The sequence below is a fragment of the Nocardioides sp. genome (genome assembly GCF_047606145.1).
Classification (GTDB): Bacteria; Actinomycetota; Actinomycetes; order Propionibacteriales; family Nocardioidaceae; genus Nocardioides.
Genome location: NZ_JASGET010000009.1, coordinates 1 through 25,620 on the forward strand (window position 1 = coordinate 1; position 25,620 = coordinate 25,620).

21 protein-coding genes are annotated in these 25,620 nt (G+C 71.3%); 13 read left to right on the forward strand and 8 right to left on the reverse strand.

Features of this window, described 5'->3' with window-relative positions; genetic code table 11:
- Positions 1 to 119: 119 nt before the first annotated feature.
- Complete coding sequence (locus tag QM638_RS00875; RefSeq protein WP_415140039.1) at positions 120 to 1,466, reverse strand: LCP family protein; 1,347 nt, start codon at positions 1,464 to 1,466, stop codon at positions 120 to 122.
- 139 nt (positions 1,467 to 1,605) lie between these two features.
- Here QM638_RS00875 and QM638_RS00880 point away from each other — a divergent pair, with 139 nt between their 5' ends.
- From QM638_RS00880 to QM638_RS00910, 7 genes are all read left to right on the forward strand, one after another.
- Positions 1,606 to 3,129, forward strand: coding sequence for an LCP family protein (locus tag QM638_RS00880; RefSeq protein ID WP_415140040.1), 1,524 nt, complete (start codon positions 1,606 to 1,608; stop codon positions 3,127 to 3,129).
- Between the two features lie 75 nt (positions 3,130 to 3,204).
- Positions 3,205 to 4,146 (forward strand): glycosyltransferase, encoded by a 942-nt coding sequence (locus QM638_RS00885; protein WP_415140041.1) that lies wholly within the window; start codon positions 3,205 to 3,207, stop codon positions 4,144 to 4,146.
- Positions 4,143 to 5,150: a glycosyltransferase family 2 protein gene (locus QM638_RS00890; protein ID WP_415140042.1), complete on the forward strand. Its 1,008-nt coding sequence runs from the start codon at positions 4,143 to 4,145 to the stop codon at positions 5,148 to 5,150. Before QM638_RS00885 ends, QM638_RS00890 begins: the two co-directional genes overlap by 4 nt.
- 6 nt (positions 5,151 to 5,156) lie before the next feature.
- Positions 5,157 to 6,356, forward strand: coding sequence for a UDP-galactopyranose mutase (gene glf, locus QM638_RS00895; protein ID WP_415140043.1), 1,200 nt, complete (start codon positions 5,157 to 5,159; stop codon positions 6,354 to 6,356).
- Positions 6,353 to 8,398 carry a glycosyltransferase gene (locus QM638_RS00900; RefSeq protein WP_415140044.1) on the forward strand — a complete coding sequence of 682 codons (2,046 nt, stop codon included), beginning with the start codon at positions 6,353 to 6,355 and terminating at the stop codon, positions 8,396 to 8,398. The genes glf and QM638_RS00900 overlap by 4 nt, the downstream gene beginning before the upstream one ends.
- The gene (locus QM638_RS00905; protein ID WP_415140045.1) at positions 8,385 to 9,512 is read left to right on the forward strand and encodes an ABC transporter permease; all 1,128 of its coding nucleotides are present in this window, start codon (positions 8,385 to 8,387) and stop codon (positions 9,510 to 9,512) included. Before QM638_RS00900 ends, QM638_RS00905 begins: the two co-directional genes overlap by 14 nt.
- Positions 9,512 to 10,297 carry an ABC transporter ATP-binding protein gene (locus tag QM638_RS00910; protein ID WP_415140046.1) on the forward strand — a complete coding sequence of 262 codons (786 nt, stop codon included), beginning with the start codon at positions 9,512 to 9,514 and terminating at the stop codon, positions 10,295 to 10,297. Before QM638_RS00905 ends, QM638_RS00910 begins: the two co-directional genes overlap by 1 nt.
- 42 nt (positions 10,298 to 10,339) lie before the next feature.
- Here QM638_RS00910 and QM638_RS00915 read toward each other — a convergent pair whose 3' ends face one another.
- Both QM638_RS00915 and QM638_RS00920 read right to left on the reverse strand, forming a co-directional pair.
- The gene (locus QM638_RS00915; protein WP_415140047.1) at positions 10,340 to 10,570 is read right to left on the reverse strand and encodes a lipopolysaccharide assembly protein LapA domain-containing protein; all 231 of its coding nucleotides are present in this window, start codon (positions 10,568 to 10,570) and stop codon (positions 10,340 to 10,342) included.
- 192 nt (positions 10,571 to 10,762) lie between these two features.
- The gene (locus QM638_RS00920; protein ID WP_415140048.1) at positions 10,763 to 11,743 is read right to left on the reverse strand and encodes an RDD family protein; all 981 of its coding nucleotides are present in this window, start codon (positions 11,741 to 11,743) and stop codon (positions 10,763 to 10,765) included.
- A 208-nt stretch (positions 11,744 to 11,951) separates the two neighbouring features.
- Between QM638_RS00920 and QM638_RS00925 the strand changes: the two genes are divergently transcribed.
- Positions 11,952 to 14,879, forward strand: a complete 2,928-nt coding sequence (locus QM638_RS00925; protein WP_415140049.1) for an FG-GAP-like repeat-containing protein — start codon at positions 11,952 to 11,954, stop codon at positions 14,877 to 14,879.
- On the opposite strand, the gene QM638_RS00930 is transcribed toward QM638_RS00925, so the two are convergent.
- Positions 14,861 to 15,601, reverse strand: coding sequence for a TIGR03089 family protein (locus QM638_RS00930; RefSeq protein ID WP_415140050.1), 741 nt, complete (start codon positions 15,599 to 15,601; stop codon positions 14,861 to 14,863). The two genes, QM638_RS00925 and QM638_RS00930, sit on opposite strands and share 19 nt — an antisense overlap.
- A 165-nt stretch (positions 15,602 to 15,766) precedes the next feature.
- Between QM638_RS00930 and QM638_RS00935 the strand changes: the two genes are divergently transcribed.
- Complete coding sequence (locus QM638_RS00935) at positions 15,767 to 16,846, forward strand: mannose-1-phosphate guanylyltransferase (protein WP_415140051.1); 1,080 nt, start codon at positions 15,767 to 15,769, stop codon at positions 16,844 to 16,846.
- A gap of 92 nt (positions 16,847 to 16,938) precedes the next feature.
- On the opposite strand, the gene QM638_RS00940 is transcribed toward QM638_RS00935, so the two are convergent.
- The 3 genes from QM638_RS00940 to cofD all read right to left on the reverse strand — a co-directional run bounded on the left by QM638_RS00940 (position 16,939) and on the right by cofD (position 19,812).
- A complete protein-coding gene (locus QM638_RS00940; protein WP_415140052.1) occupies positions 16,939 to 17,730 on the reverse strand; it encodes a hypothetical protein in 792 nt (263 codons plus the stop codon).
- An 88-nt stretch (positions 17,731 to 17,818) separates the two neighbouring features.
- Complete coding sequence (locus tag QM638_RS00945; protein WP_415140053.1) at positions 17,819 to 18,805, reverse strand: coenzyme F420-0:L-glutamate ligase; 987 nt, start codon at positions 18,803 to 18,805, stop codon at positions 17,819 to 17,821.
- A complete protein-coding gene (cofD, locus tag QM638_RS00950) occupies positions 18,802 to 19,812 on the reverse strand; it encodes a 2-phospho-L-lactate transferase (protein WP_415140054.1) in 1,011 nt (336 codons plus the stop codon). The genes QM638_RS00945 and cofD overlap by 4 nt, the downstream gene beginning before the upstream one ends.
- A gap of 147 nt (positions 19,813 to 19,959) precedes the next feature.
- Here cofD and QM638_RS00955 point away from each other — a divergent pair, with 147 nt between their 5' ends.
- The 3 genes from QM638_RS00955 (at position 19,960) to QM638_RS00965 (ending at position 24,770) form a co-directional block, all read left to right on the forward strand.
- Positions 19,960 to 20,214: a WhiB family transcriptional regulator gene (locus tag QM638_RS00955; RefSeq protein ID WP_415140055.1), complete on the forward strand. Its 255-nt coding sequence runs from the start codon at positions 19,960 to 19,962 to the stop codon at positions 20,212 to 20,214.
- Positions 20,215 to 20,400: 186 nt separating this feature from the next.
- Positions 20,401 to 23,298 carry a glycosyltransferase gene (locus QM638_RS00960; protein WP_415140056.1) on the forward strand — a complete coding sequence of 966 codons (2,898 nt, stop codon included), beginning with the start codon at positions 20,401 to 20,403 and terminating at the stop codon, positions 23,296 to 23,298.
- Positions 23,295 to 24,770: a DUF5719 family protein gene (locus QM638_RS00965; protein WP_415140057.1), complete on the forward strand. Its 1,476-nt coding sequence runs from the start codon at positions 23,295 to 23,297 to the stop codon at positions 24,768 to 24,770. The genes QM638_RS00960 and QM638_RS00965 overlap by 4 nt, the downstream gene beginning before the upstream one ends.
- 47 nt (positions 24,771 to 24,817) lie before the next feature.
- Here QM638_RS00965 and QM638_RS00970 read toward each other — a convergent pair whose 3' ends face one another.
- Complete coding sequence (locus QM638_RS00970) at positions 24,818 to 25,252, reverse strand: metallopeptidase family protein (protein ID WP_415140058.1); 435 nt, start codon at positions 25,250 to 25,252, stop codon at positions 24,818 to 24,820.
- A gap of 112 nt (positions 25,253 to 25,364) precedes the next feature.
- Here QM638_RS00970 and QM638_RS00975 point away from each other — a divergent pair.
- Positions 25,365 to 25,620 (forward strand): DUF3499 domain-containing protein (locus QM638_RS00975; RefSeq protein WP_415140059.1); only part of this gene is annotated, 256 nt, incomplete at its 3' end.

Below are 25,620 nucleotides of genomic sequence, written 5' to 3' on the forward strand. Positions count from 1 at the left end.
GCCTGGCTCCACATCATCTGGCACTGCTGGCAAGACGACCTCGCCTACGACCCCGCCCGACACCGCGCCCTGCAACGCTTCCTCGCCAGCCAGACCGGGGCGGCTTGACATAGGGCTTCTCATCCGGTGACGCTCTTCGGCAGTCCGGTGGAGGTGCACAGCTGGCCGGTGAGCTTGTCGGTCTCGTCGTCGATGATGTACGTGAAGAACTTCTTCGACCGGGTGGGATCCCAGTTGACCGACATGTCGGAGATCGGCACCCCGCAGGTCTTCGCCGACCCGTCGCCGATCGACTTGAACGCGAGCAGGAACTTCAGTCCGCCCCATGCGCTCATGCCCTTGCCGACCGCGAAGCCGGAGGAGACGGCATCGGCCAGCTTGTGCACCTTGAACGGGTTGATCACGGTGGTCAGGTGGGCGATCTTGCTGCCGATCTGGGAGATCACCTCGTCCTGGTTCACCCCGCGGCCGAGGTCGCCGGTGGCCAGGGTGTGCCGGGAGCGGGAATACGCGAGCGCGGTCACCCCGTCGGCCTCCTGACAGCCCTTCTTGATGTGCAGGCCGGCCAGGTTGTCGTTCATGTTCTTCGTCGGGCAGATGGTGATCCCGCCGACCGCGTCGACCAGGTTGACCAGGCCGCCCATGCCGATCTCGACGTACCCGTCGATCTTGATGCCGGTGTCGGCCTCGATGGTGCGGGTGAGCAGCTTCGGCCCGCCCCAGGCGAAGGCCGCGTTGATCTTCGAGGTGCCGTGTCCCGGGATGGCGACGATCGAGTCGCGCGGGATGGTGACCAGCGTGTTCGGGCCCGAGCCGGTGTGCAACAGCTTGATGGTGTCGGTGCGCTGTCCGGCGGCATTGCCGGTGTGCAGCTTCTTCCGCTCCGCCTTGGTCAGCCCCTTGCGGGAGTCGCTGGCCACGATCAGGTACGTCGTCCCGGGCTGGTCGTCGGGCCGGGTGGAGGCCTTGGGCTCGTAGGCGACCTTGTCGATGCCGTTCCAGGCCGCGATGCCGACCCAGGCGATCACCGCCACCCAGAGCACGATCAGGGCGAGGATGCCGATCAGCACGTTGCGCGGTCGGAGCCAGCGGCGCCTGTTCCTCGCTCCGCCGGACCTACCCGGACCGCCCGGCTCGCCGGGGGTGGGGGCGATCTCGCCGGGGGAGGGGAGCGCGGAGCCGCGTGCCGCCTGGCTCTGGGCCTGACCCTGGGCCTGACCCTGGGACGGCCGCGGCATCGTCGGCATCATCTGAGTGGCATCGGCGGTCGTGTCCGCCTGCCGGTCGCCCGAGACCCTCCGGGTCGACACCTTGCGGGTCGGCTCCGGCGGCTGGCCGGATTGCCCCTGGCCGGATTGCCCCTGGCCGGATTGCCCCTGGCCCGACTGGCCGGCCCTCTTGCCGTAGAGCCAGCCGTAGTCGGTGCCGCCGGGCTCGGGAGCCTGGTCGTGCGGACGATCTGCCATGCGGGAACGGTACCGTGCGCGCCCTGGGCACCAGCGGACCGAGAGTCCTGCTGCGGCGCGTCGTGACGGGTGTGACGGCTGTGATGAGGTGATACTGGCGAGGCACCCCTGACCTTCCCCTCAGGAGCTTCAAGCACTGATGTCTGGCGACACCTCGATCCGCAACCCCCGTGCCGGGGGCTACCCACCCACCCCGCGCTCCGGCTCCTCGACCGGTCCGGCGGCTGGCTCCGTCGCCGACCGGGTCGACCGCGGCCCCAGCACCGCCGAGCGTGCCTCGAAGGTGCGGTTCCGTCGGGCGCTCGCCCTGATGCTGATGACGCTGCTGCTGCCCGGCTCGGCGCAGATCCTCGCCGGGAACCGGCGAGTGGGCCACTGGGCACTCCGGATCGCCGCCGTGCTCTGCGCCGGTGGCGTCGGCCTGCTGCTGATCGGGCTGTGGTGGCACGAGCTGTTCTTCTGGCTCGGCACGACGCCCTGGGTGCTGACCTGGCTGCGGATCGGCCTGATCGCGCTCGGCGTCGGCTGGGCCGCGCTCTTCGTGGACGCCTGGCGGCTGGGCAACCCGCTCAGCCTCCGGCTCGGTCAGCGCCGCTGGGCGGTCGCCGCCAACGGCGTCCTGGCGTTCTCGGTGGCGGCGGTGCTGCTCTTCGGCGCCCACCTGGTCGGCGTACACCGGGGGCTGATCCTCTCCACCTTCACCGGCACCACCACCTCGTCGGCGGTCGACGGCCGCTACAACATCCTGCTGGTCGGCGCCGACTCCGGCACCAGCCGCTGGGGTCTGCGCACCGACTCGATGACGGTGGCCTCGATCGACGCCGAGACCGGCCGCACGGTGCTGATCGGGCTGCCGCGCAACATGGAGAACTTCCCGTTCCAGAAGGGCTCCATCATGGCCAAGCAGTTCCCGCACGGCTACAACTGCTCCACCTGCGAGCTCAACAGCCTGGCCACCTACGCGGCCGACCACAAGTCGCTGTTCGCGAAGTTCGCCCAGCCCGGGGTCGAGGCCACCATCGAGGGCATCGAGGGCATCACCGACCTCAAGATCAACTACTGGGCGATGGTGAACCTGCAGGGCTTCCGCGAGATCGCCGACGCGGTCGGTGGGGTCACCATCAACGTCCGGCAGGCGATCCCGATCGGTGGTCTCGGCGACGACGTCACCGGCTACATCAAGCCGGGGGTGCAGAAGCTCTCCGGCGACAAGCTGCTCTGGTACGCCCGGTCCCGGGACTCCTCCGACGACTACTCCCGGATGGCCCGGCAGAAGTGCGTGATGAACGCGTTCCTGCAACAGGTCAGCCCCACCGACGTGGTCAAGCACTACGAGGCGCTGGCCAACGCCACCGAGGCGATGGTCAAGACCTCGATCCCACCCAGCGAGGTCGACACCTTCGTCAACCTCGCGCTCAAGGCGAGGGGCCAGAAGGTCTCCACGCTCTCCCTGGTGCCGCCGCTGGTCGACACCGGCGACCCGGACATCAAGGTGATCCGTGCCGCGGTGAAGAAGGCGATCGCCAAGGCCGAGGGCACCGCCGCCAAGCCGAAGGGCAAGGTCAAGAAGAAGTCCACCTCGGTGATGACCGGTGGCTCGCTCGGATCGCTGAGCACCGGGTATGCGGCCAACCAGACCAGCGACCTGTCCACCGCCTGCTGACGACGATGCGAGCCGCCGGGCGGCGCGGATTGGCGCGGATTGGCGCGGTCTCGGCCGGTCGATATGGTGACGGGCGTGCCTGAGCCGACCGCTGCGCGGATCATCGCGGTCGTGGTGACCCACAACCGGATCGAGCTGCTGCGACGCCTGGTGCCCCTGCTGCTGGCCGAGCCGCTGCTGGCCGAGGTCATCGTGGTGGACAACGCCTCGGTCGACGGTACGACGACCTGGCTGGCCGAGCAGGAGCGCGACGCCCTCGGCGGTCGGCTGGTGCGCCGTACCCAGGAGCGCAACACCGGCGGCGCCGGCGGGTTCCGCGACGGCCTGGAGACCGCGATGCGGCACCAGGCCGACCTCGCCTGGCTGATGGACGACGACGGCCTGCCCGATCCCGGCTGCCTGGCCGCGCTGCTGGCCCACGACGACCTGGACTTCGCCGGTCCGGTGGTGGTCGACCAGGACGACCCCGACCGGCTGGTCTTCCCGATCCGACTGCCCGGCGGCAGCCGGGTGGTGCATCGGCTCGACGCGGTGCGCGCCGCTGCGACGGCGACGCCCGCCGGCCCCCGGATCGACGGCATCGTGATCCCGTTCAACGGCGTCCTGGTCACCCGCGAGCTGGTGGAGCGGATCGGCTACCCGCGAGCGGAGTACTTCATCTGGGGCGACGACCACGAGTATCGGCTGCGCGCCGAGGCGGTCGGCGCCCGGATCGCCACCGTGGTCGACGCGGTGGTCAGGCATCCGACGGTGGGTGACCTGGGCACCCCGATGCTGCGCGGCCGGATGACCTACAACGACACCCCGAGCGACCTCAAGCACTACTGCATGGCGCGCAACAACCTGATCAACCTGCGTGAGTACCGTGGCGTGCCGCACGCGCTGGCCTTCGTCGGCAAGACGCTGTGGTTCTACACCTTCACCCGCCCCAGCCCGAGCCGGATCGCGCTCTCGCTGCGTGCCTGGTGGGCGGCCCTGCGGGGCGACTTCACCGGACACGAGAGGTTCCTGCGATGAGTGGTCTCGATACGCCGTCGCTCGTTCCTCGTGACGACCCCTCGGCCGGCGACGGTGGCTCCTCGACCGGCGAGTCGGTGGCGATCGTCGTGGTCACCTACAACCGGGCCGACATGCTGGCCCGGATGCTCGCCGGGCTGGCCGAGCTGAACCCGGCGGCGGACGCGGTGGTCGTGGTCGACAACGCCTCCACCGACCACACCGCCCGGGTGCTGGCCGAGGTCCGCGAGCAGGGGAGCCTGCCGGGACTGGAGGTCATCACCACCGGTGAGAACCTCGGTGGCGCGGGCGGCTTCCGGCTCGGCCTCAAGCACGCCTACCACGCCGGCATGATGCGGATCTGGCTGATGGACGACGACGTCGTGCCCGCGCCCGACTGCCTCGGCGTGCTCCTCGCGGTCGACGGGGACTGCCTGATGGCGGTCCGGGAGGACGCCGCCGGCGACCTGGTGGAGAAGGCCGCGCTCCGCTTCGACCTGCGCAACCCACTGGCGATCCGGCCCAAGACCGCGATGGTCGAGACCCACTACCGCAGCCGGGCCGCGATGCCGGAGCTGGTCGAGATCGAGAACGTCGCCTTCGAGGGCTTCATGCTGCGTCGCCGGGTGGTGGAGCGGATCGGGCTGCCGGACGCGTCGTACTTCATCTTCTACGACGACGTCGACTACGCGTTGCGCGCCCGCGCGGCGGGCTTCCGCATCCTCGCGGTCCGCGATGCGGTGCTGGTCCGCCAGCTCGACTTCAGCCAGCAGCACGACCTGGCCGGCTGGAAGGGCTTCTACATGTACCGCAACCTGTTCGCGGTGCACTTCCGGTACGGCGCCAACCCGCTGGTGCGGGCCAAGCCGTACGCGATCGCCGCGGGCGTCGTCCTGCTCTCGCCGCTGCGCCCGCGGCGCCGCGGCGGCACCCCGGGAGGCCGGTGGAGTGAGGCACGCAATGTCATCCGGGCGCTCCGATCGGCGCGGGGAATGCGGCGTGTTCCCGACACCTCCGTAGACTGACGGACTGTGTCTACACCTGATCTTGTGGTCGTCGGCTCGGGCTTCTTCGGCCTGACGGTGGCCGAGCGCGTGGCCGCGGAGCTCGACAAGCGAGTGCTGGTACTGGAGCGCCGTCACCACATCGGTGGCAACGCCTACAGCGAGATCGACCCGGAGACCGGCATCGAGGTGCACAAGTACGGCACCCACCTCTTCCACACCTCCAACCAGAAGGTCTGGGAGTACGTCAACCGGTTCACCGACTTCACCGGCTACCAGCACCGGGTGTTCGGCAAGTACCGCGGACAGGTCTACTCGCTGCCGATGAACCTGGCGCTGATCAACCAGTTCTTCGGCAGGTCGCACACTCCGGACGAGGCCCGGGCGTTGATCGCCGAGCAGGCCGCCGAGTTCGACACCGACAAGGCGACCAACCTCGAGGAGAAGGCGATCTCGTTGATCGGGCGGCCGCTCTACGAGGCGTTCATCAAGGGCTACACCGCCAAGCAGTGGGAGAAGGACCCCAAGGACCTCAGCCCGGACATCATCACCCGGCTCCCGGTCCGCTACACCTTCGACAACCGCTACTTCAACGACAAGTACGAGGGACTCCCGGTCGACGGCTACACCGCGTGGCTGACCCGGATGGCCGACCACCCCAACATCGAGGTCCGCACCGAGACCGACTTCTTGCACACCGCCGGTCTGGCCGAGCAGTTCAAGGGCAGGGTGCCGATCGTCTACACCGGTCCGATCGACGAGTACTTCGACTTCTCCGAGGGCCGGCTCTCGTGGCGCACGGTCGATCTGAAGTCGGAGATCCTGGACGTCGACGACTACCAGGGCACCGGCGTGGTCAACGCCAACGACCCCGAGGTCCCGTTCACCCGGGAGCTGGAGTTCAAGCACCTGCACCCGGAGCGAGCCGCCTCCTACACCAAGGGCAAGACGGTGGTGGTGCGCGAGTACAGCCGCTTCGCCGAGGAGGGCGACGAGCCGTACTACCCGATCAACACCGCCGAGAACCGCGAGATGCTGCTGAAGTACCGCGCGCTGGCCGGGCGCGAGGCCCAGCGCTTCGGGGTGCTCTTCGGTGGCCGGCTCGGCACCTACAAGTACCTCGACATGCACATGGCGATCGCCTCGGCGCTGTCGATGTTCGAGAACAAGCTGCGCCCGCACTTCCTCCAGGGCGCGCCGTTGACCTCAGGGGGTGCCGAGGAATGAGAACCCGGCTGTTGCAGCGCCAGATCCTGCCCACCGACTCCGATCTGGAGGTCTTCCCGCTCTACGTCGACCCCGAGCCGGCCATCCTGGACGCCGACAAGTACGAGGTCGGCTCCAGCAAGGCCGCGCGGGACTTCAACTCCTTCTCCATGCGTCAGTCGATCTCCTCGGGGCGCTCGGTGCACCCCGAACAGATCGAGTCGCGCACCGCGCTGCGCGTCGAGGCGGGCGAGTCGCTCTCCTTCGGCACCTACTTCAACGCCTTCCCGGCCAGCTACTGGCGGCGCTACACGATCGTCGACGAGGTCACCCTGACCGTCACCCTGGTCGGCGCCGGAGCCAGGCTGGTGGTCTACAAGTCGCAGGCCACCGGCAAGTCCCAGCAGGTGGCCGCGGTGGAGACGCCGGACGACGTACAGGGCGAGCAGCGGTTCGCCTTCGACCTCTCGCTCAAGCCGTTCGTGGACGGCGGCTGGTACTGGTACGACGTGATCGCCGGCGACACCGACGTCCGGGTGGTGGCGGCCGAGTGGAGCGCCGAGGTGCCCGAGGACCGGGTCGAGCACGGCACCGTCGACATCGCCATCACCACGATGAACCGGCCCGACTTCTGCGCCAAGCTGCTCGGCCAGATCGGCGACGACGAGCAGCTGCGGCCCTACCTGGACACCGTCTTCGTGATGGAGCAGGGCACCGACAAGGTGGCCGACTCGACGTACTTCCCGGCCGCGGAGAAGAGTCTGGGCGAGATCCTGCGGGTCATCGAGCAGGGCAACCTCGGCGGCTCCGGCGGCTACGCCCGTGGGCAGCTGGAGTCGGTGCGCAAGGGCACCGCCACCTACGCGATGATGATGGACGACGACGTGGTCTGCGAGCCGGAGGGCATCGTCCGCGCGGTCACCTTCGGCGACCTGGCCCGTCGTCCCACCATCGTGGGTGGCCACATGTTCAACATCTACGCCCGCTCCCGGATGCACAGCTTCGGCGAGATCGTGCAGCCCTGGCGGTTCTGGTGGCAGTCCGCGCCGGGCGTCTTCGGCGACTGGGACTTCTCCGCCCGTAACCTGCGCTCCACCCGGTGGCTGCACAAGCGGGTCGACGTCGACTTCAACGGCTGGTTCATGTGCCTGATCCCGCGCCAGGTGATCGCCGAGATCGGTCTCTCGCTGCCGCTGTTCCTCAAGTGGGACGACTCCGAGTACGGGCTGCGAGCCAAGGAGGCGGGCTATCCGACGGTCTCCTTCCCCGGCGCCGCGGTCTGGCACATCCCGTGGACGGACAAGAACGACGCCCTGGACTGGCAGTCCTACTTCCACCACCGCAACCGGTTCGTCGCGGCGCTGCTGCACTCGACCTACCCCAAGGGTGGCCGGATGGTCACCGAGAGCTTCAACCACCAGGTCAAGCATCTGGTGTCGATGCAGTACTCCACCGTCGAGCTGCGGCACCAGGCGCTGCTGGACGTGCTGGCCGGCCCCGAGCAGCTGCACCTCGACCTGGCCACCAAGCTGCCCGAGATCCGGCAACTGGTCAAGGAGTTCCCCGACGCCCAGCTCGAGGCGGACCGCGAGTCGTTCCCGCCGGTACGGCGGCACAAGCCGCCCCGCAAGGGTCGCGACGACACCGACGTGCCCAGCGGGCTGCAGACCAAGCTGGCGGCGCTCAAGGCACCGCTGCGCCAGCTCCGGGGACCCCGGGAGATGTCGCGGGAGTTCCCCGAGGCGGAGCTCCCGGCGATGGACTCCCAGTGGTACCGGATCGCCAAGTACGACTCGGTGGTGGTCTCGATGAACGACGGCCAGAGCGCGGCGTTCTATCGCCGTGACCCCGAGCGGTTCAAGGACCTGTTGAAGAAGACGGTGGAGATCCACGCCCGGCTCCGCCGGGAGTGGCCGCGGCTGGCCGAGGAGTACCGGGCCAAGCTGGGTGCCGTGACATCGCCCGAGGCGTGGGACGAGACGTTCGCTCCGTGGACCGAGGAGGCAGCCGAGGACGCGGCCGCGGAGCCGAGGGGCGGAGGTGAGGCCGATGGCGGGCACTGAACCGAGCACCGAACCGAGCACCGGGCCAGACACCGGGCCGAACATCGGGCCGAACATCGGGCCGGATCTCTCCGCGGAGCCGTTCGGCGGCGCCGGATCGGCCGACGGGTCCACCGACAAGGCCGACAAGGCCGAGCGGGAGGCTCAGCGCGAGGCCCGCCGTCTCGAGCGCCGGGCGCAGCGACTGGCGGAGAAGCAGGCGCAGGAGAAGGCCGAGCGCGAGCAGGAGCGGGCCAGCCGGGCCGTCCGGGTGGTCGACGCGCCGCTGGCCTCGCCGGCGGCCCACCTCGGGCTGCTGACCGTCTTCCGCCGCGGCTACCTGTTGCGGCTGCTGGTCCGGCGCGAGATCAGCGGTCGGTACGCGAACTCGTTCATGGGCCTGTTCTGGTCCTACATCAACCCGCTGAGCCAGTTCTTCATCTACTGGTTCGTGATGGGCGAGATCATCGGAGCGCACAAGAACGTCGAGAACTACCCGGTGCACGTGTTCTCCGGGATGATCGTGGTCCACTTCTTCACCGAGACCTTCGGCGCCGGCACCAGATCGATCGTGCAGAACAAGTCGATCGTGCGGAAGATGGCGATGCCGCGGGAGATGTTCCCGGTGGCGGCCATGCTGGTCTCGTTCTACCACGTGCTGCCGGCCGGTGGGATCCTGGTCATCGCCGCGGCGGCCACCGGGTGGACTCCTGATCCGGCCATGCTCCTCGCGGTGCTGCTCTCGCTGGGGATCATCATGACGCTCGGCACCGCACTGGCGCTGCTGTTCAGCGTCGCCAACGTGTTCTTCCGGGACTTCGGCAGCGCGGTGTCGATCCTGACGCACTTCGTCAGGTTCGGCGTACCGATGATCTACACCTACGAGATGGTCGCCAGCAAGTTCGGCACGTTCGCGCACTACTACATGCTGAACCCGATCGCGAGCGCCGTGCTGTTGATGCAGCGCGCGTTCTGGGTGGGCACCACCTCCGACCCGGCCGAGACGCTGCGCGTCGGCATGCCGCATCATCTCTGGCTCGACGGCCTCGGTGCGCTCGGCGCCTCCCTGGTGCTGCTGGTCATCGCGCAGCTGGTGTTCAACAAGTTCGAGAACCGGATCCCGGAGCGGCTGTGATGGTGACCTCGATCCGCGTCGAGCACGCGACGAAGAACTTCACCCTGCGCTACCACCGCACCTTCAAGCAGATGACGGTGGCGATGCTCAAGGGGTACGACGTCAGCGACTCCTTCACCGCCGTCGACGACGTCTCCTTCACCGTCGAGCAGGGCGAGGCGATCGGGCTGATGGGCCTCAACGGCTCGGGCAAGTCGACGCTGCTGAAGATGATCAACGGGGTGATGCGGCCCGACACCGGCACCGTGGAGACCCGTGGTCGCATCGCCGGCCTGATCGCCACCGGCGCCGGCTTCCACCCGCAGCTGACCGGCAGGGAGAACATCTACCTGAACGCCGCGATCCTCGGGCTGTCCGAGGCGGAGACCGACAAGATCTACGACGACGTGGTGGAGTTCGCCGACATCGGCCGCTTCCTCAACACCCCGGTGGGCACCTACTCCTCGGGGATGTACTCGCGGCTCGGCTTCTCGGTCGCCGTCCACGTCGACTCCGACATCTTCCTCGCCGACGAGGTGCTCGCGGTGGGGGACAAGCCGTTCAAGCGCAAGTGCCTGGCCAAGATGGAGGAGATCCGGCAGAGCGGCCGCACCATCTTCTACGTCTCGCACGCGGCCGGCTCGGTGAAGCGGATGTGTGACCGGGTGCTGGTCCTGGAGCAGGGCAAGCTCACCTTCGACGGCGACGTCGACGAGGGCATCAAGCACCTCAAGTACGGCGGCGACGACGACGAAGAGCTCGACAACCTGGAGGATGACGACAGCGAGCTCGGCGCCGAGATCTGAGCTCGGCCCGCGCTGTCCGACCCGCGCCGTCTCGGACCGGGTTCAGCTCCTCTTCCGCCGGAACCACGGGAAGATCGAGCCGACGACGGCGCCCACCAGGAACATCACCAGCAGCCAGATCCAGCTCGGCATCGACAGGGTCCAGAACAGGAAGTGAATGCGGCCCTTGCCGGTGTTCTGCACGACGAAGATCAAGGCGAGGACGGCCAGGACGACGGCAGTGATCACTTTCGGGGACAGCTGCCGAGGCGATGACGCCGAGGGATCTGACATCCGAGGCTCCTTGGACGGTGGGAGAGACCGGCGGTAGGAGAGGCCCACCGGGGCGTCTGCGCACCGTCGAGAGGTTCGAGTGCGACGCTACCAGCGCAGGAGCGTCGGTCTCCATCGGCAGGCCGAGTCGGTCGGTCGAGCAGGCCGAGTCGGTCGGTTGCGCGGTCGAGTCGGTCGGTCGAGCAGGCCGAGTCAGTCGGTCGAGTCGGTCGAGTCGGTCGAGTCGGTCGAGTCGGTCGACAGGCGCTGGTGGAGATAGGCGGCGAGCGGAGCCGAGAGTGCCGCGGGCCGATCGCCCCAGTCGTAGACCACCTCGGTGGAGGCGGCCAGGTCGTGCAGTCCACGATGGTCGCGGCGGAGGACGATCGGCGCCAGCCCGAGGCCGAAGGCGAGCACGCTCACCGGCAAGACGAGGGTCCTGACCGCCGCGGCCCTCGGTCGGATCGGGTCGCCGTCGGGCCGGACCACCCGTAGGCCGAGGATACGCTTGCCCACGGTCCGGCCGCTGAGAGCCGTGCTGACCACCAGGTAGAGCGCCGCCCAGCAGAACAGTCCGACGGTGGACAGGACATGGCTCGCGGTGCCGCCGAGACCGACGCCGAGCAGGGTGTGCAGCAAGAAGCCGAGGATCGCGGTGAACGCGGTGTAGCAGCCGAGCACGGTGGCGAGATCGGCGGCCGCGGCCAGCAGCCGGGCGAGCGCGCCCGCCGGGCGCCCGGTGAGGGAGCCGGAGAGACGCCGGGAGCCCGACGGCGCCTTGCGGCGAAGCACCCGGCCCACGGCGGCGTCGAGGATGGTGTCCACTCCGGCGATCTGGCGGCGGGCGCCGGTCAGCGCGTCGCCCGCGAACTCCCCGGTGCTCTCCCTGATCAGCGCCGGGATCCCCGCCCGCTGGACCAGCGCCTCGACGTCGACCCTCTGCAACAGCTCGTCGAGATCCACCCGGTCGATCAGGCGCGCGACGTCGACACGGTCGAGCAACCGATCGACATCCACCCGGTCCAGCAGCGCGTTGACGTCGACATGATCGAGGATCACCTCGGGCGGAACCGCCTCCACCGCGAGCTCGGTGACCTTGCCGGTCACCCGGCCGGCCATGCGGCCGAGCCGGCCGGGCGTTCCGGTGCGTCCGGGAGAGGGTGCGTCGGTCGACGACTGGTCGGAGTGGGCCACGGCAGCCAAGGCTATCGGCCGCGACGGCGGCAGGAGGGGTGGTGAGACACGCGACTCGCGCGCACGGTGACCCGAAAATCTCTGATTCATCGGCGTGTCGACTAGAAATTACATCTCTGTAGTTACTCGGAATCTCTTCCCAGAGGCCTGGGGCGAATGTGAAAGTTGAGCCCTCGTGTGACTTTTCCCCGCACACCGGAGCTCACTCATGTCCCCTGGCACGCCCGGCGCCGGCCGGTCCCGGTACGTCGCCGTGTGCCAGCAGCTGCTCGCCCTCGGGGTGGTGTGCGCCGCGCTGGTGCCGGCGGCGACCCTGGTCAGCCTGGACGTGGTCGGGCCCAGCGGCACCGGCTCCACCTCGGCGAAGCCGACCGGGGTGCTCTCGGGCTCCCTCGCGGGATATGTGCGGGCCGCCACCACCGCGTCCCGGGTACCGGCCGGGAGGGTGAAGGCACACGTGCGGGAGGTCGCTCTGACCGCCGCTCACCCCGGGAGGACGACCGCGCGGCGGATCACCCCACAGGCCCGGCTGGTCGCCGACGCGCACCGCACGGTGGTGACCAGCCGGCCGCAGCCGGTCACCGGGTTCGGCACCGTGGGACTGACCTGGGCGCACGGTGAGAACCTGCCGGCGGCAGCGGTCCATGCGTGGGTCCGCACCCGGAGTCACGGCACGTGGAGCCGGTGGAAGCCGCTCGACTACGACGTCGACGGCCCCGATCCGGCCAGCGCCGAGGGCAGGTCCAGCCGACCCGGCACGATGGAGGCACTGGTGGGCCACGTGGCCAAGGTGCAGGCCCGACTGACGCTGCGCGCCGGCACGGGCGGGAGCGTGCCCCGAGACCTCAAGCTCGCCATCATCGATCCGGGGAAGGCCGGGCGGACCGTCGTCCAGCGGCCGAAGCTGGACACCGGCGCAGGCACCAGCACAGACACCGGCACGGACACGGCCAGCAACCTCGGCACCACAGCCAGCACCACAGCCAGCACCACAGCCAGCACCACAGCCAGCACCACCGACGGCGTCCTGGCGCAGGCGGCCGCCACCGCGTCGTACACGCCCAAGCCGCAGATCTACTCCCGCGCCCAGTGGGGTGCCGACGAGTCGCTGCGGGACAAGCCCTCGTTGCACTACTACGAGATCCACGGCGGCTTCATCCACCACACCGTCAACTCCAACGACTACACCCGGGCCGAGGTGCCCGGCATCATCCGCAGCATCTACGCCTATCACGTGAAGTCCCGCGGCTGGTCCGACATCGGCTACAACTTCCTGATCGACAAGTTCGGCCGGATCTGGGAGGGCCGTGCCGGCGGGGTGACGCGGCCGGTGGTCGGCGCGCACACCGAGAACTACAACTCCTACGGCTTCGGCGCCGCCGCGATCGGCAACTTCGAGACCGCCAAGCCGACCAGTGCGCTGATCCAGTCCTTCGGCGCCCTGTTCGCCTGGAAGCTGTCGCTGCACGGCGTCGCCGCGAACGCGACCGGCGTGAAGATCGGCGCCACGACCTTCCCGCACGCCATCGAGGGGCACCGCGACACCAAGGCCACCGCCTGCCCGGGCAGGTACCTCTACGCCAAGATCCCGCGCATCCGCACCATCGCCGCCTCGCTGCAGCGGGGCTGGAGCGGTCGGGAGCTGCAGTCGAACCTGGCGAAGACCGCCTATCCCGACCTGATCGCACGCCGCTCCAGCGACGGGCAGGCGTTCATCATCCCGACCGGCGGGCTGGCCGGCTTCGACAGCGAGGTGGCCTCCACCACCGTGCCCTCCGGTGCGCTCGCGGTGGTGTCGCCGGATCTGACCGGGGACGGCAAGGCCGACCTGGTGGTGCGCACCTCGGACGGTACGGCCAGCACCCGGCCGGGCGACGGCAGCGGCCACTTCGGGCAGGCGATCAAGAAGATGCCCAGCACGCTGGCCGGCGCCAGCCTGCTCACCGCGGCCGGTGACCTCAACGGCGACGGACACCACGACCTCGTCGGTCGCCGCGACGGCGTGCTGGTGAGCTTCCTCGGCGGTGGCGGCGGCGGGTTCAAGGCGGTGCCGCAGGACGACAGGTCGCTGGCGGCCTTCAGCCGGCTGATCGGCGTCGGTGATCTGGACTCCGACGGCCGGGCCGACCTGCTCGGGCTCAAGGACGGGAAGCTCTACCTGCTGCGCGGCACCGGCCGGGGCACCTTCGGCGCGCCGAGTGCGGTCGACTCGCCGGCGGCCGCCTGGTCGGCGTACCGGGATCTGGTCGGGTACGGCGACTTCAACAACGACGGCCACCCGGACCTGTTCGCCCGCGGGAAGGGCGGGAAGGGCTGGGTCTTCCTCGGCAACGGTGCCGGCGGGTTCGGCAAGCCACTCGGCCCGTACACCGCGATGCAGTCGGCGGGCAGCGTGGTCGGGGCCGCGAACCTGGTCGGCAACGCGCTGCCCGATCTGCTGGTGCGCTCGGGTACGACGCTCTCGCTGGTGGCCAACAACGGCCGGCGCAACCTAGCGCCGGCGATCGCCACCGGGCTCGACCTCTCCGGCGCGGACGCCATCTTCAACGCCGGCGACTGGAACCGCGACGGTCACGGCGACCTGGTGGTGCGCACCGGCGGCACGCTGCGGCTCTACCCGGGCACGGGGAACGGGAGGTTCGGCACCCCGGTGGTGATCGGCACCGGGTTCGGCTCGGTGCGGATGCTCGCGGTGGTCGGCGACGTCACCGGCGACGGCTACCCGGACCTGCAGGGGGAGAAGGGCGGGTCGCTGATGCTCTGGCCCGGTCGCGGTGCGAAGAGCGTCGGGACCGGGTACGTCTCGCACTCGGCGATCGGCGCCGGCAGCCAGATCGCGGTCGGGCGCTGGGACGCCGACGGTGCCCCGGACAGCATCTTCCGCTCCGGCTCGACGCTGACGCTGTACCGGGGCAACGGGCCCGGCGGGCTGATGTCGGGCAGCACGCTGAACGTCGACGCCTCCCGGTGGGACCGGCTGATCGGCGTACCCGATCTCAAGGGCGGGCAGCGCTCGGACCTGATCGCGCGGCGGAAGGGGACCGGCCGGCTCTATGCGCTGCAGCGCACCGCCTCGGGCGGGCTGGCCTCGCCGGTCTACCTCGGCACGGTGTCCGGCTACGACCTGATCGGGTAGTCGCCGGTCACCCGCTCGCTCTCGATCAGGCTCGCCGGCACGGGGTCGTCGCCGGTGACCAGCACCAGGGAGCCGCCGGTGGCCAGTGGCCCCCAGACCGAGGCGGCGCCCTGGAGGGAAGCGGGGGAGAGGCGGGAGAGTAGCCGGCCATGCCAGGGCGCGGCGGCCGTGTCGAGCTCGGCCTGGGTGGTCCCCGCCCGGGTGCTCCCAACCTGCGTCGTCTCGATGCCGGTCCAGCGGGTGGCGGCATCCTCGGCGGTCGGCGGGTCCCAGGGGGAGAAGCCGTCCGGCTGACTCCAGATCTCCACTCCCACGTCGTGCACCTCGGGAGGCAGCGGCGCGGCGAACCGTACGCCGAGCGGGAGCAGCGAGCAGGCCAGCACCGGACCGCCGGCGTAGCCCTCCCACCGCGCCAGGCTCTCCGGCCCGGTCACGACGGCGCTCGGGGCGTCGTCATCGGTGAGCACCAGCCCACAGTTCCAGGCCGCGCCGGCGAAGACCGCGGCCAGCCAGTGGGCCGGCAGGTCGACCCGGAGCGTGTCGCCGCGCTCGAGGCCGTGCTCGTCGACCAGCAGGCCGGACGCCTTGGCCACCCAGTTCGCATAGGTCGTCACCGACAGCTCCACCCGCTCGCCGCTGGCGAGGTCGTAGAAGGTGAGCAGCGGGCGCCCGGGATCGGTACGCAGCGCGCGGGCGAGCAGGGCGGGGAACGGGGCGGTCATGAGGCAAGCCTCTCGCGCGGGGTCGAGCACAGGGTCGCGCACGGGGTCGAGCACGGGGTCGAGACCGGCGCCGGGCGGCCACCGCGCGTCGTCGGGCACGGCACGTCGCGCCCGACCCGAGGCTCGGGCGCCTCCTGGCCTGGGTGTGGAACATAGGGTGTCGGCATGAACTTCTGGGCGGTGATCCCCGCCGGCGGCGCCGGCACCCGGCTGTGGCCGTTGTCGCGGTCGGCGACGCCGAAGTTCCTGCGCGACCTCACCGGCTCCGGTCGCTCACTGCTGCAGGAGACCCGGGACCGACTGACCCCGCTGGCCGGTGACCGGATGCTGGTGGTCACCGGCGAGGCGCACCTCGAGGCGGTGCGGGCGCAGCTGCCGGAGCTGGCCGCCGACGCCCTGCTGGCCGAGCCGAGCGGGAAGGACTCGATGGCGGCGATCGGCTGGGCGGCGGCGGTGCTGGAGCACCGCGATCCCGAGGCGGTGATGGGCTCGTTCGCCGCCGACCACGTCATCACCGACACGGCGGGCTTCGAGGCGGCCGTCCGACGGGCGGCGGAGGTGGCGGCCGACGGCTGGCTGGTCACCCTCGGCATCCATCCGACCTTCGGCTCGACGGCCTTCGGCTATCTGCGTGAGGGGGACCCGGTGCCCGACCATCCCGGCGCCTTCACGGTGCAGGAGTTCGTGGAGAAGCCCTCGGTCGAGGTCGCCGAGCAGTACCTGGCCAAGGGGGGCTACCGGTGGAACGCCGGCATGTTCGTGGTCCGGCCGACGGTGTTGCTCGACCTGCTCGCCGCCTGCGACCCGGAGTTCGCCGCGACGCTGCGCACCATCGCCGCGCAGCCCGATCGACTCGCGGAGCTGTGGCCGGGCCTGCCCAAGATCGCGCTCGACCACGCCGTCGCGGAGCCCGCCGCCGACGCCGGCCGGGTGGCCGAGGTGCCGGCCGCGTTCGGCTGGGACGACGTCGGCGACTTCGACTCGCTGGCCGCGCTGCTCGACCATGCCCGCACCGCGCCGGCCGACGGTCCGACGATCCTCGGTGACGCCGACCTGGTCAGCGCCATCGACGCCACCGGACTGGTGGTGCCGCGCAGCGGCCGGGCGATCGCCCTGGTCGGCGTCGAGGACGTCGTCGTGGTCGACACCCCGGACGCCGTCCTGGTCACCACCCGGGCGCAGGCCCAGCGGGTCAAGCAGATCGTCGCCGGCCTGCAGGCGCAGGACCGGCACGACCTGACCTGAGGGACCGCCGCTCGCTCGCCGGTCCGGGTCTCGACGGGCTCGACCAACGCATGGGGTCGTCGACCAACCCTGGAACGGCCGGGCCGCCGGTCTCAGCTGGCGGTGGTCGGGTCGGGGGAGTCGGTGTAGGGGTGCTTCTCCATGAAGGTCTTCAGCGCCGCGCCCGACACGCTGCTGCAGTACTGGATGATCCCCTTCTGCACCGAGGTGGTGGTGTAGCTCGACGTCGAGCTGTCGTCGGTGCCGGTCCAGTGGGAGAAGGCGATGTGGGTGCCCTCGGGGAAGACGGTGTGCGCCTTCTTCTTGTTCTTCGTCGTCTTCTCGTCGGCGCTCTTCCACGGGGCCGCGATGAACTTGTACCGGTAGTTGGTGGTGCCGGGGAACTTCTTCGCGATCGCCCGGATCTGGTCGAGCTCGGTGTCGCTCACCGTGTTGTCGTACCAGAGGATGGTGAAGCCCTCGCTGAGGTTGCGGAGCAGCGTGGTGAGGTCGGGCCGAGTGGTGGCGGTGTAGAACTTGGTGCTCATCGACGCCGCGGTGCCGCTCGAGATCGCGCTGTACGACGACGCGAACGCCAGCGGTGCCGTCAGGTAGTAGGTGCCGTTGGTGGCCAGCTTCTTGGTGCTGGTGGTCAGGGTGATGGCCTTCTGGCACCCGGCCGCCGAGGCCGAGTCGCCGATCTCGGACAGGGTCTTGCCGCCGTACTCAGCCAGCCTGATCGAGGACATCACCGGCTTGGCCGCGGCGACGCCGACGATCGCGAGGGCGATCACCACGCAGACGCCGATGATCGCCATCCCGCGGGCGCGCTCGGCGCCGCGCTGCTTCTTCCGGATCTGGTCGACGACCGCACGACGGTCGGACTTGGCGGACTTCTTGGCCACGGTTCGGCGTTCCTCGGCTTCTCGGATGGTGCGGCTGTGACGGATGTGAACTCGGCAGAGTCAGGAAGGTGCCGAGTTCGGGCAGAGTCTACGGAGTCAGCGGTTGCAGCACCGCAATCGTGCCCGGATCCGGTCGCCGACACGACCAGCCGTGGGCGAAGGCGAGCACGGCGAGCCGGGTCCGCTCGGCCTCGTCGGCGATCCCCACCTCGATGCGTCGCTCGTCCTCGTCGACCCGCGCCGACCGGCCCAGGACGACTCCGATCGCGTGGCACAGGTCGTCGGCGGTCGCCGCGGCGCCGAACGGAGCGCGGTCGTCCGGTTCGCCGGCCAGCGCCCGCACCACCGCCTCGCGAGCGCCGTACCCGAAGAAATCGCTGCCCTCCGCCCGGATCAGGCGGGCGGCACCGGGGCCGTCGTCGGACAGCACCAGGTCGGCCCGGCCGCGCACCACCGCGAACGGCCGGGCGCCGAGCTTGCCCTGGGCCAGCTCCGCGGTGGAGGCCAGCTCGTCGGCGACGGCCGGCGCCGTGACGACCAGGCTGTTGCCGTGCGGATCCTGCCGGCCGGCGAAGCTCTCCAGCACCTGGACGCCGGCCGCGCCGATGGCCAGGTCGGTCTGCCCGTCGCGCCAGGCCCGTCCCGCGGTGTCGGTGACCACCACCCCGATCCGTACGCCGGTACGCGCCCGCAGCCGGGCACACAGCTCCCGGGCGGAGGAGTCGGGGTCCTCCGGCAGCAGCACCACGTGCCCGGCCGGCACGTTGGAGGCGTCGATGCCGGCGGCCGCCATGGTCAGCCCGAGGCGGTTGCGCACGATCGCGGTGTGGCCGCGGCGGGCCACCACCCGGACGGTCTCGCCGGACAGCTCGTCCTCGCGGGTGCCACGGCGGACCCGGCCCTCCGCCTTGGCCACCACCTTGCTGGTCACCACCACGATGTCGCCGGCACTCAGCTGCCAGCCGGCGCCGGCCAACGCCCGCAGCAGCAGCTCGGCGAGATCGTCCCCGGCCCGGACCTCGCCGACACCGTCGGGTGCCAGCACCTCCAGCCGGCCGCCGGAACGACCGGTCACCGGACCAGGCCGATCGCCGTCGCGGCCATCGCCGCGGTGGTCTCCGCCGAGCTCATCCACAACGGCGCCGCGGCCGCGGCCAGTCCGGCCCGCTCGAGCTCGGGCACGGCGGCGGCATCGGCGGCATCGACCAGCCAGCCGTCCAGCACCCCGCCGGCCGAACGAGCGCCATAGTGCCGGCCGACGTCCAGCGCGCTGGCCTGCACCCCGATGGCGGCGAGCATCTGCTCGGCCATGCCGCGCACGTGGTGGCCGCCGATGATGGGGGAGACCCCGACCACCGGTGCCGTGGCGGCGCGCACCAGCTCGCGCATCCCGGGCACACCGAGGATGGTCCCGACCGAGACCACGGGGTTCGACGGCGGCACCACGATCAGGTCCGCCCCGGAGATCGCCTCGGCCACGCCGGGCGCCGGCCGCGCGTCCTCCAGCCCGACGAAGATCAGCTGCTCGGCGGGTACCTCGGCGCGCAGCCGGACCCAGTACTCCTGGAAGTGCACCACCTCCAGGCCGCTCGGCGACTCGGTGCTCGTGATCGCGACATGGGTCTCCACCCGGTCGTCGCTCATCGGCAGCAGTCGCAGCCGATCGCCGTACCGCGGCTCCAGCCAGCGCCGGGCGAGCGCGGCCGTCACCTCCGAGAGCGGGTAGCCGGCCTCCAGCATCTGGGTGCGGACCAGGTGGGTGGCGACGTCGCGGTCGCCGAGCCCGAACCAGGTCTGCGGTACGCCGTACTCGACGAGCTCGGCGGCGATGCTCCAGGTCTCCTCGGTTCGGCCCCAGCCGCGCGCGTGGTCGAGGCCGCCGCCGAGGGTGTACATCACGGTGTCGAGGTCCGGACAGACCTTCAGCCCGTGGATCCACAGGTCGTCGGCGGTGTTGGCCACCACCGTGATCTCCGCGTCATCACAGACGCCCGGCAGGACCCCGTTGGCGATGCCGTGCCACAGCCCCGCGATGAACCTCGCGCCGCCGTGCCCGCCGGAGAGGACAGTCAGCTTCCGCATGCCACCAGCCTCTCAGCCGGGGGTGGGCGAGCGTCCAGGCGGGTGTGCTACGGAGCAGCCATACCAGACCGCGGGGTTGACTTGTGGTTACGACAGGCATGTAATTTCATCAGTGTCATTCGAGGGTGGGTCGAAAGGGCGACAACGATGAGAGAACTATTTCTCCTCGAGCCGGACCCCGAAGATGGGGGCTGGCAAGAGCGGGCGCTGTGTGCACAAACCGATCCCGAGGCGTTCTTTCCGGAGAAGGGCGGGTCGACTCGGGAGGCCAAGAAGGTGTGTCTGACATGTGAGGTGCGGCAGGAGTGCTTGGAATCCGCCCTCAGCAACGACGAGCGATTCGGCATCTGGGGTGGGCTCTCCGAGCGAGAGCGCCGCAAGTTGAAGAAGCGCGCCGTCTGAGAGCGGCATGGCCCGGGTCGTCCGACCCGGGCCTGCTTCTTTCCTGCCCGCCGGCACGGTGGTCGGGAGGGGTGGTCGCGCGCTCGTCCGCCGCGACATCCGCGGGATGGAACCGGCCGGCCGAACCGGTCGTGCCGGGCGCTCGCGACGTCGGCCATCGGCGTATCCAGGCTAAGGTTGCCGATCGTGCAATCCTCCGTCGCCCTCGTCCTGGTCAGCCATGACGGTGCTCGCTGGCTCCCCACCGTGATCGAGGGGATCAAGACCCAGCAGGCATCGTTCGGGCCGGTCATCGCGGTCGACACCGGCAGCAAGGACGACAGCCCGGCGCTGCTCGAGGCCGCCTTCGGCAACCTGACCCGGGTCAGCGGCCGGACCAGCTTCCCCGAGGCGATCGACCTCGCCGTCGAGCAGCTTGCGCCGACCGAGCAGGGCGGCCCGGAGTGGATCTGGATCCTGCACGACGACTCCACCCCCGATCCGGGTGCGTTGGCCGCGCTGCTCGCCGCCGCGCAGGAGCACCCCGAGGCGGACGTGCTCGGGCCGAAGCTGCGCGAGTGGCCGTCGCTGCGGCGTCTGCTGGAGGTCGGGGTGACGATCTCCGGCACCGGCCGCCGCGAGACCGGCCTGGAGCGTGGCGAGTACGACCAGGGCCAGCACGACCGGGTCCGCTCGGTGCTCGCGGTCAACACCGCCGGGATGCTGGTACGTCGTCGGGTGCTGGCCGACCTCGGTGGCCTGGACCGGGCGCTGCCGATCTTCGGCAACGACCTCGACTTCGGCTGGCGGGCGGCCAGCGCCGGCCACACCACGCTGGTGATCCCGGACGCGGTCGTCTTCCACGCCGAGGCCGCCCACCGCGGCCTGCGGCGCACGCCCCTGACCGGGCGGCACACGCACTACCAGGAGCGTAGGTCCGCGCTGTTCACCCTGCTGGCCAACGGCTCGGGCCGGGCGTTGCCGTTCCAGCTGGTCCGGCTGGCGCTGGGCACGCTGTGGCGGATGCTCGGCTTCCTCCTCGTCCGCGAGGTCGGTACCGCGCTGGACGAGCTCGCCGCGCTGGTCAGCGTCTATCGGCACCCCGGCGAGCTGCGCGCGGCACGCCGGGCCCGGGCGCCGTACCGCACCGCGCCGGTGGACCAGGTGCGCGCCCTGCTCGCTCCCCGCTGGCTGCCCTACCGGCACGGGCTCGACTTCGTCGGCGACGTGGCCAGCGCGGTGACCAACCAGGCCGCCGACGTCGCCGAGCGGCGGCGCAGCGCCAAGGCCGCCGCCGACCCGGCCTCGTTCGCCGCGCGCCGGCAGACCGCGCTGGACGAGCTGGAGGACGACGAGGTAGGCGTCGAGAACGGGCTGGTCGTCCGGTTCCTGACCAACCCGGTCGCGGTGCTGACTGCGCTGGTGGTGCTGCTCGGCCTGATCGGTGCCCGGGCCGCGCTCGGCGCGGTCGCCGGTGGTGGCCTCTCGCCGGTGCCCGGTGGCGCTCTCGACTGGTGGCGACTGCACCTGGAGTCCTGGCACGCGATCGGCCAGGGCACCGCCGTGCCGGCGCCGCCGTACGTGCTGCCGCTGGCACTGCTGGGCACGCTGCTGCTGGGCAAGAGCGGGTTGGCCATCACGGTGCTGATGTGGCTCAGCTTCCCGTTGGCGCTCGGTGGCGGGTGGCGGTTCCTGCGGGTGGCGGGCCGGCTGATCAGCCATCGTGGCGCCCCTCGCTGGTTGATCTGGTGGGGTTCGTGCGCCTACGCGCTGGTGCCGTTGGTCAGCGGGGCCTGGGGGCAGGGCCGGTTCGGCACGGTGGTGGCCGCGGCGCTGCTGCCGTGGCTGGCGCATGCCGCGCTCGGCTTCGCCGACCCCGAGGCCGACCGCCGCTGGCGGGCCGGCTGGCGCACCGGTCTGCTGCTCGCGCTGACCACCGCGTTCGCCCCCACGGCATGGCTGCTGACCGCCGCGCTGGCGGTGGTGGTGGCACTGCTCGCGGTGCCGATCGCGCGCCGGGCGCTGCGTGAGCGCAGTCGGTGGGGCCCGCCCCTGCTGGCCGTCGCGCTGCCGCTGGTGCTGCTCGCTCCCTGGTGGCTGCCGGCGCTGTGGCACGGCGCCGGAGCGGGGCTGCTGCTCGACCCGGGCCGACTGCCGGCGCCGAGCGCCGGCGGGCTCGAGCTGGTGATCGGCCGGCTGCGCCTGGACGGCTCGCTGATCGGCGCCCCGTGGTGGCTCGGGCTGCCGGTCGTCGTGCTGGCGGTGGTGGCGTTGGTCGGCAGCCGCACCCGGATCCCGGTGCTGATGTGCTGGCTGGTGGCCGCCGTGATCGCGGTCGGCGCGCTCGTCCTGTCCCAGCTCACCCTGCAACTGGCGGCCGGCTCCACCCCGGCCGGGAACGCCTTCGCGATGATCGCGCTGCAGGGGGCCGGGGTGGTCGCCGCCACGCTCGGCATCCAGGGACTCCTGCTCGACGGCTTCTCCGGGCTCCGCCGCGTGGTGGGCGCGGTGCTGGCCACGATCGCGGTGGTCGGCGTGGCCGGTGGACTGGGCTGGTTCGTACTCGACGGCACCGGTGACCTCACCGGCGACACCAGCACGCTGGCCCACCCGGGGGTGCCCAGCTACATGCTGGCCGAGGCGACCCGGGGCGAGACCGGTGGCGTCCTGGTGCTGCGCGGGTCGGTCGAGGACGGGCTGCGCTACGTGGTCGAACGCGGTGAGGGCACCACGCTCGGCACCGACGAGATCGCCGCCACCACCCCCGGCGACGACGCGATGACCGCCCTGGTCGCCAAGCTCGCCGCCGACCCGGACGACGCGGTCGTCGCCGGCCTGGCCAAGGCGGGCATCTCCTACGTGGTGCTGCCCAGCCCGACCGACCACGTCGTCGCCGAGGGCATCGATGCCAGCGGTGGCGTCACCCAGGCGAGCACCGCCGATCCGGCGGCGCGGGCCTGGCAGATCGACGCCCGCGCCGTCGACCCCGGTCTGACCGGTCACCGGTCGTGGCCGCGGATCGCGCTGCTGGTGGTGCAGTTCGCCGTGATCGTGCTCGCGCTGGTGATGTGCGTGCCGTCCCTGGAGCGGAGGAGGACGCGATGAGCCACGCCGACCACCGGCCGACACGTCCGGCACGCCGGGAGCGCCGGGTGCGCCGTCAGCGCTCCGGGCGGTTCGAGATGACGATGGTGGTGGCGGTCGTCCTGGTGATCGTCGTCGCCGGGGCGCTCGCGCTCGACCGCTCGGGGAGCTGGAGCCAGCCGACCGCCGGGCCCGCCACGGCGGCGCTGAGCCGGGCCGCGGTGGTCTGTCCCCCGACCGGGGAGAGCAGTGGCTCCGACGAGACCGCCACCGGTGCCGGCACCGTCCTGGCCGCCTCGCTCGGCGGCGCCAGCGGTGACCTGAGCGTGAGCGGGGACGGTGCCACCGGGGCCGACCAGAGCGTCTCGGTCGACGCCGACACCCCGGCCGAGGTCGAGGCCGGCAGCGGCAGCGTGGTGCTCTCCGCCCGCGGTGACCTGGCGGCGGGCCTGGTGGCCGGCCGCTCCACCCGCGGTCCGCTGGCCGCGACCGACTGCGGCGCGCCGACCGCGGAGGAGTGGTTCACCGGGCTCGGTGCCGGTGCGGTGCACGACTCCACCCTCGACCTGACCAATCCCAACAGCGGCGCCGCCGTCGTCGACGTCACCGTGCTCACCCGGAGCGGCGAGGTCGACGTCTCGAGCCTGCGGGGGATCGCGGTGCCGGGTGGCTCCACCCGCTCCTTCGACCTGCTCTCGCTGCTGCACCGGCGCGGGATGATCGCCCTCCACACGGTGGTCACCCGCGGCGAGGTGGTCGCCTCGGTGCGGGACCGCAGCACGCACCTGACCGGCAAGGGCGGCAGCAGTGAATGGCTCGCCGGCCAGGAGCAGCCCGCCCGCAGCAACCTGCTGCTCGGCCTGCCCGACAACGCCTCGTCCAGCACCCTGACCATCGCGAACCCCGGCGAGAACCAGGTCACCGCCACCCTGAAGCTGGTCACCCCGTCGGCGGTGTTGACCCCCGCCGACGCGCCCGAGATCAGCATCGCGCCGTCGTCGGTGGTCAGCGTCGACCTCGGTGACGTGCTCTCCGGCGACGCCGCCGAGGACGCCTACGGCATCGAGGTGACCGGCTCCGGTGCGGTGACCGCCGCGTTGCGCACGGTGCGCGCCGGCGACCTGGCGCTGACCACGCCGTCCGCCCAGGTGAGCGCGAGGACGGCAGTGCTGACGCCGGTCGGGGTCGGCACCAAGCAGGTGCTGCTCGCCGGCGCCACCGGCGTCGGCGTGGTGACGGTGGTCAGCCGCGCCGCCGACGGCAGCGAGCTGGACTCGACCAAGGTCGCGATCAAGCAACAGCAGGGCGCGGTCGTCGACGTGCCTCGAGCCGCGGCGATGGTCGAGATCGAGCCGCGGCGCACCCGCGTTGCGGCGTCGGTGCTGCTCGCCGGCCGCGGGCGACGTGGGGCCGCGGTGGTGCCGTTCCGGGAGCTGGTCACCGCCGCCGAGGTGCCCTCGGTGCAACCGGGGCTGGTGACCGCGGGCGGATAGCGCTGGGGGAGCGGCTCGGTGGGTGGCCGCGGCCGGAGCCGGTGGGCTCAGTCCTCGCCGTCGTAGCGGGGGTCGACCTGCTCGGCCTCGATGCCGAGGAGCTCGGCGATCCGCTCGACGACCACGCTCAGCACGAGGAGCTCCAGCTCGCTGCGGGACTCGCACCGGTGCTCGATCGGCTGGCGGAAGAGCACCAGCCTGGTCGGCGTGGTCCCGGTGCCGCGGGTGAGCGCCGAGAGCGGCACCGGCTCGCCGTCCGGATCCTGGCTGCGCATCCCGTCGAGCACCACCGGGGTCTCCTCGACGGCGTACTCGATCAGTCCGAGCCGCTCCTGCCAGCGCCCGTCGATCTCGGTGACGATGCCGAGCGCGAGGTCGTCGAACCGCTCTCGCCGGGTGCGCAGCACCGGCTCGCCGGGGACCTTCGGCACCACCCCGGGTCCGCGCATGCCGCGTCCGTGTCGGTCCCTGAGACGAGCCATGGAGGGCAGCCTATGACACCTCGGTCGGGGCGGATGAGCGGCGTACGGCGCGCCCGGGAGGTCCTCCGCGAGCCTCGCCGGCGCCGCGAGGTCGGCGCGGTACGGTGACCGCGTGACCCCAGCCCGTCGTTGCTCGCGCACCGCCTGTCGTCGGTCCGCGGTCTGCACGCTCACCTACGTGTACGCCGACCAGACGGCCGTGCTGGGTCCGCTGTCCACCTACGCCGAGCCGCACGCCTACGACCTGTGCGAGGAACATGCCGAGCGGCTCTCCGCGCCGCGCGGCTGGGAGGTCGTCCGGTTGGCGCGTGAGCCGGCGCCGGCCGGGCCCCGGGGCGACGACCTGCTCGCCCTGGCCGACGCGGTCC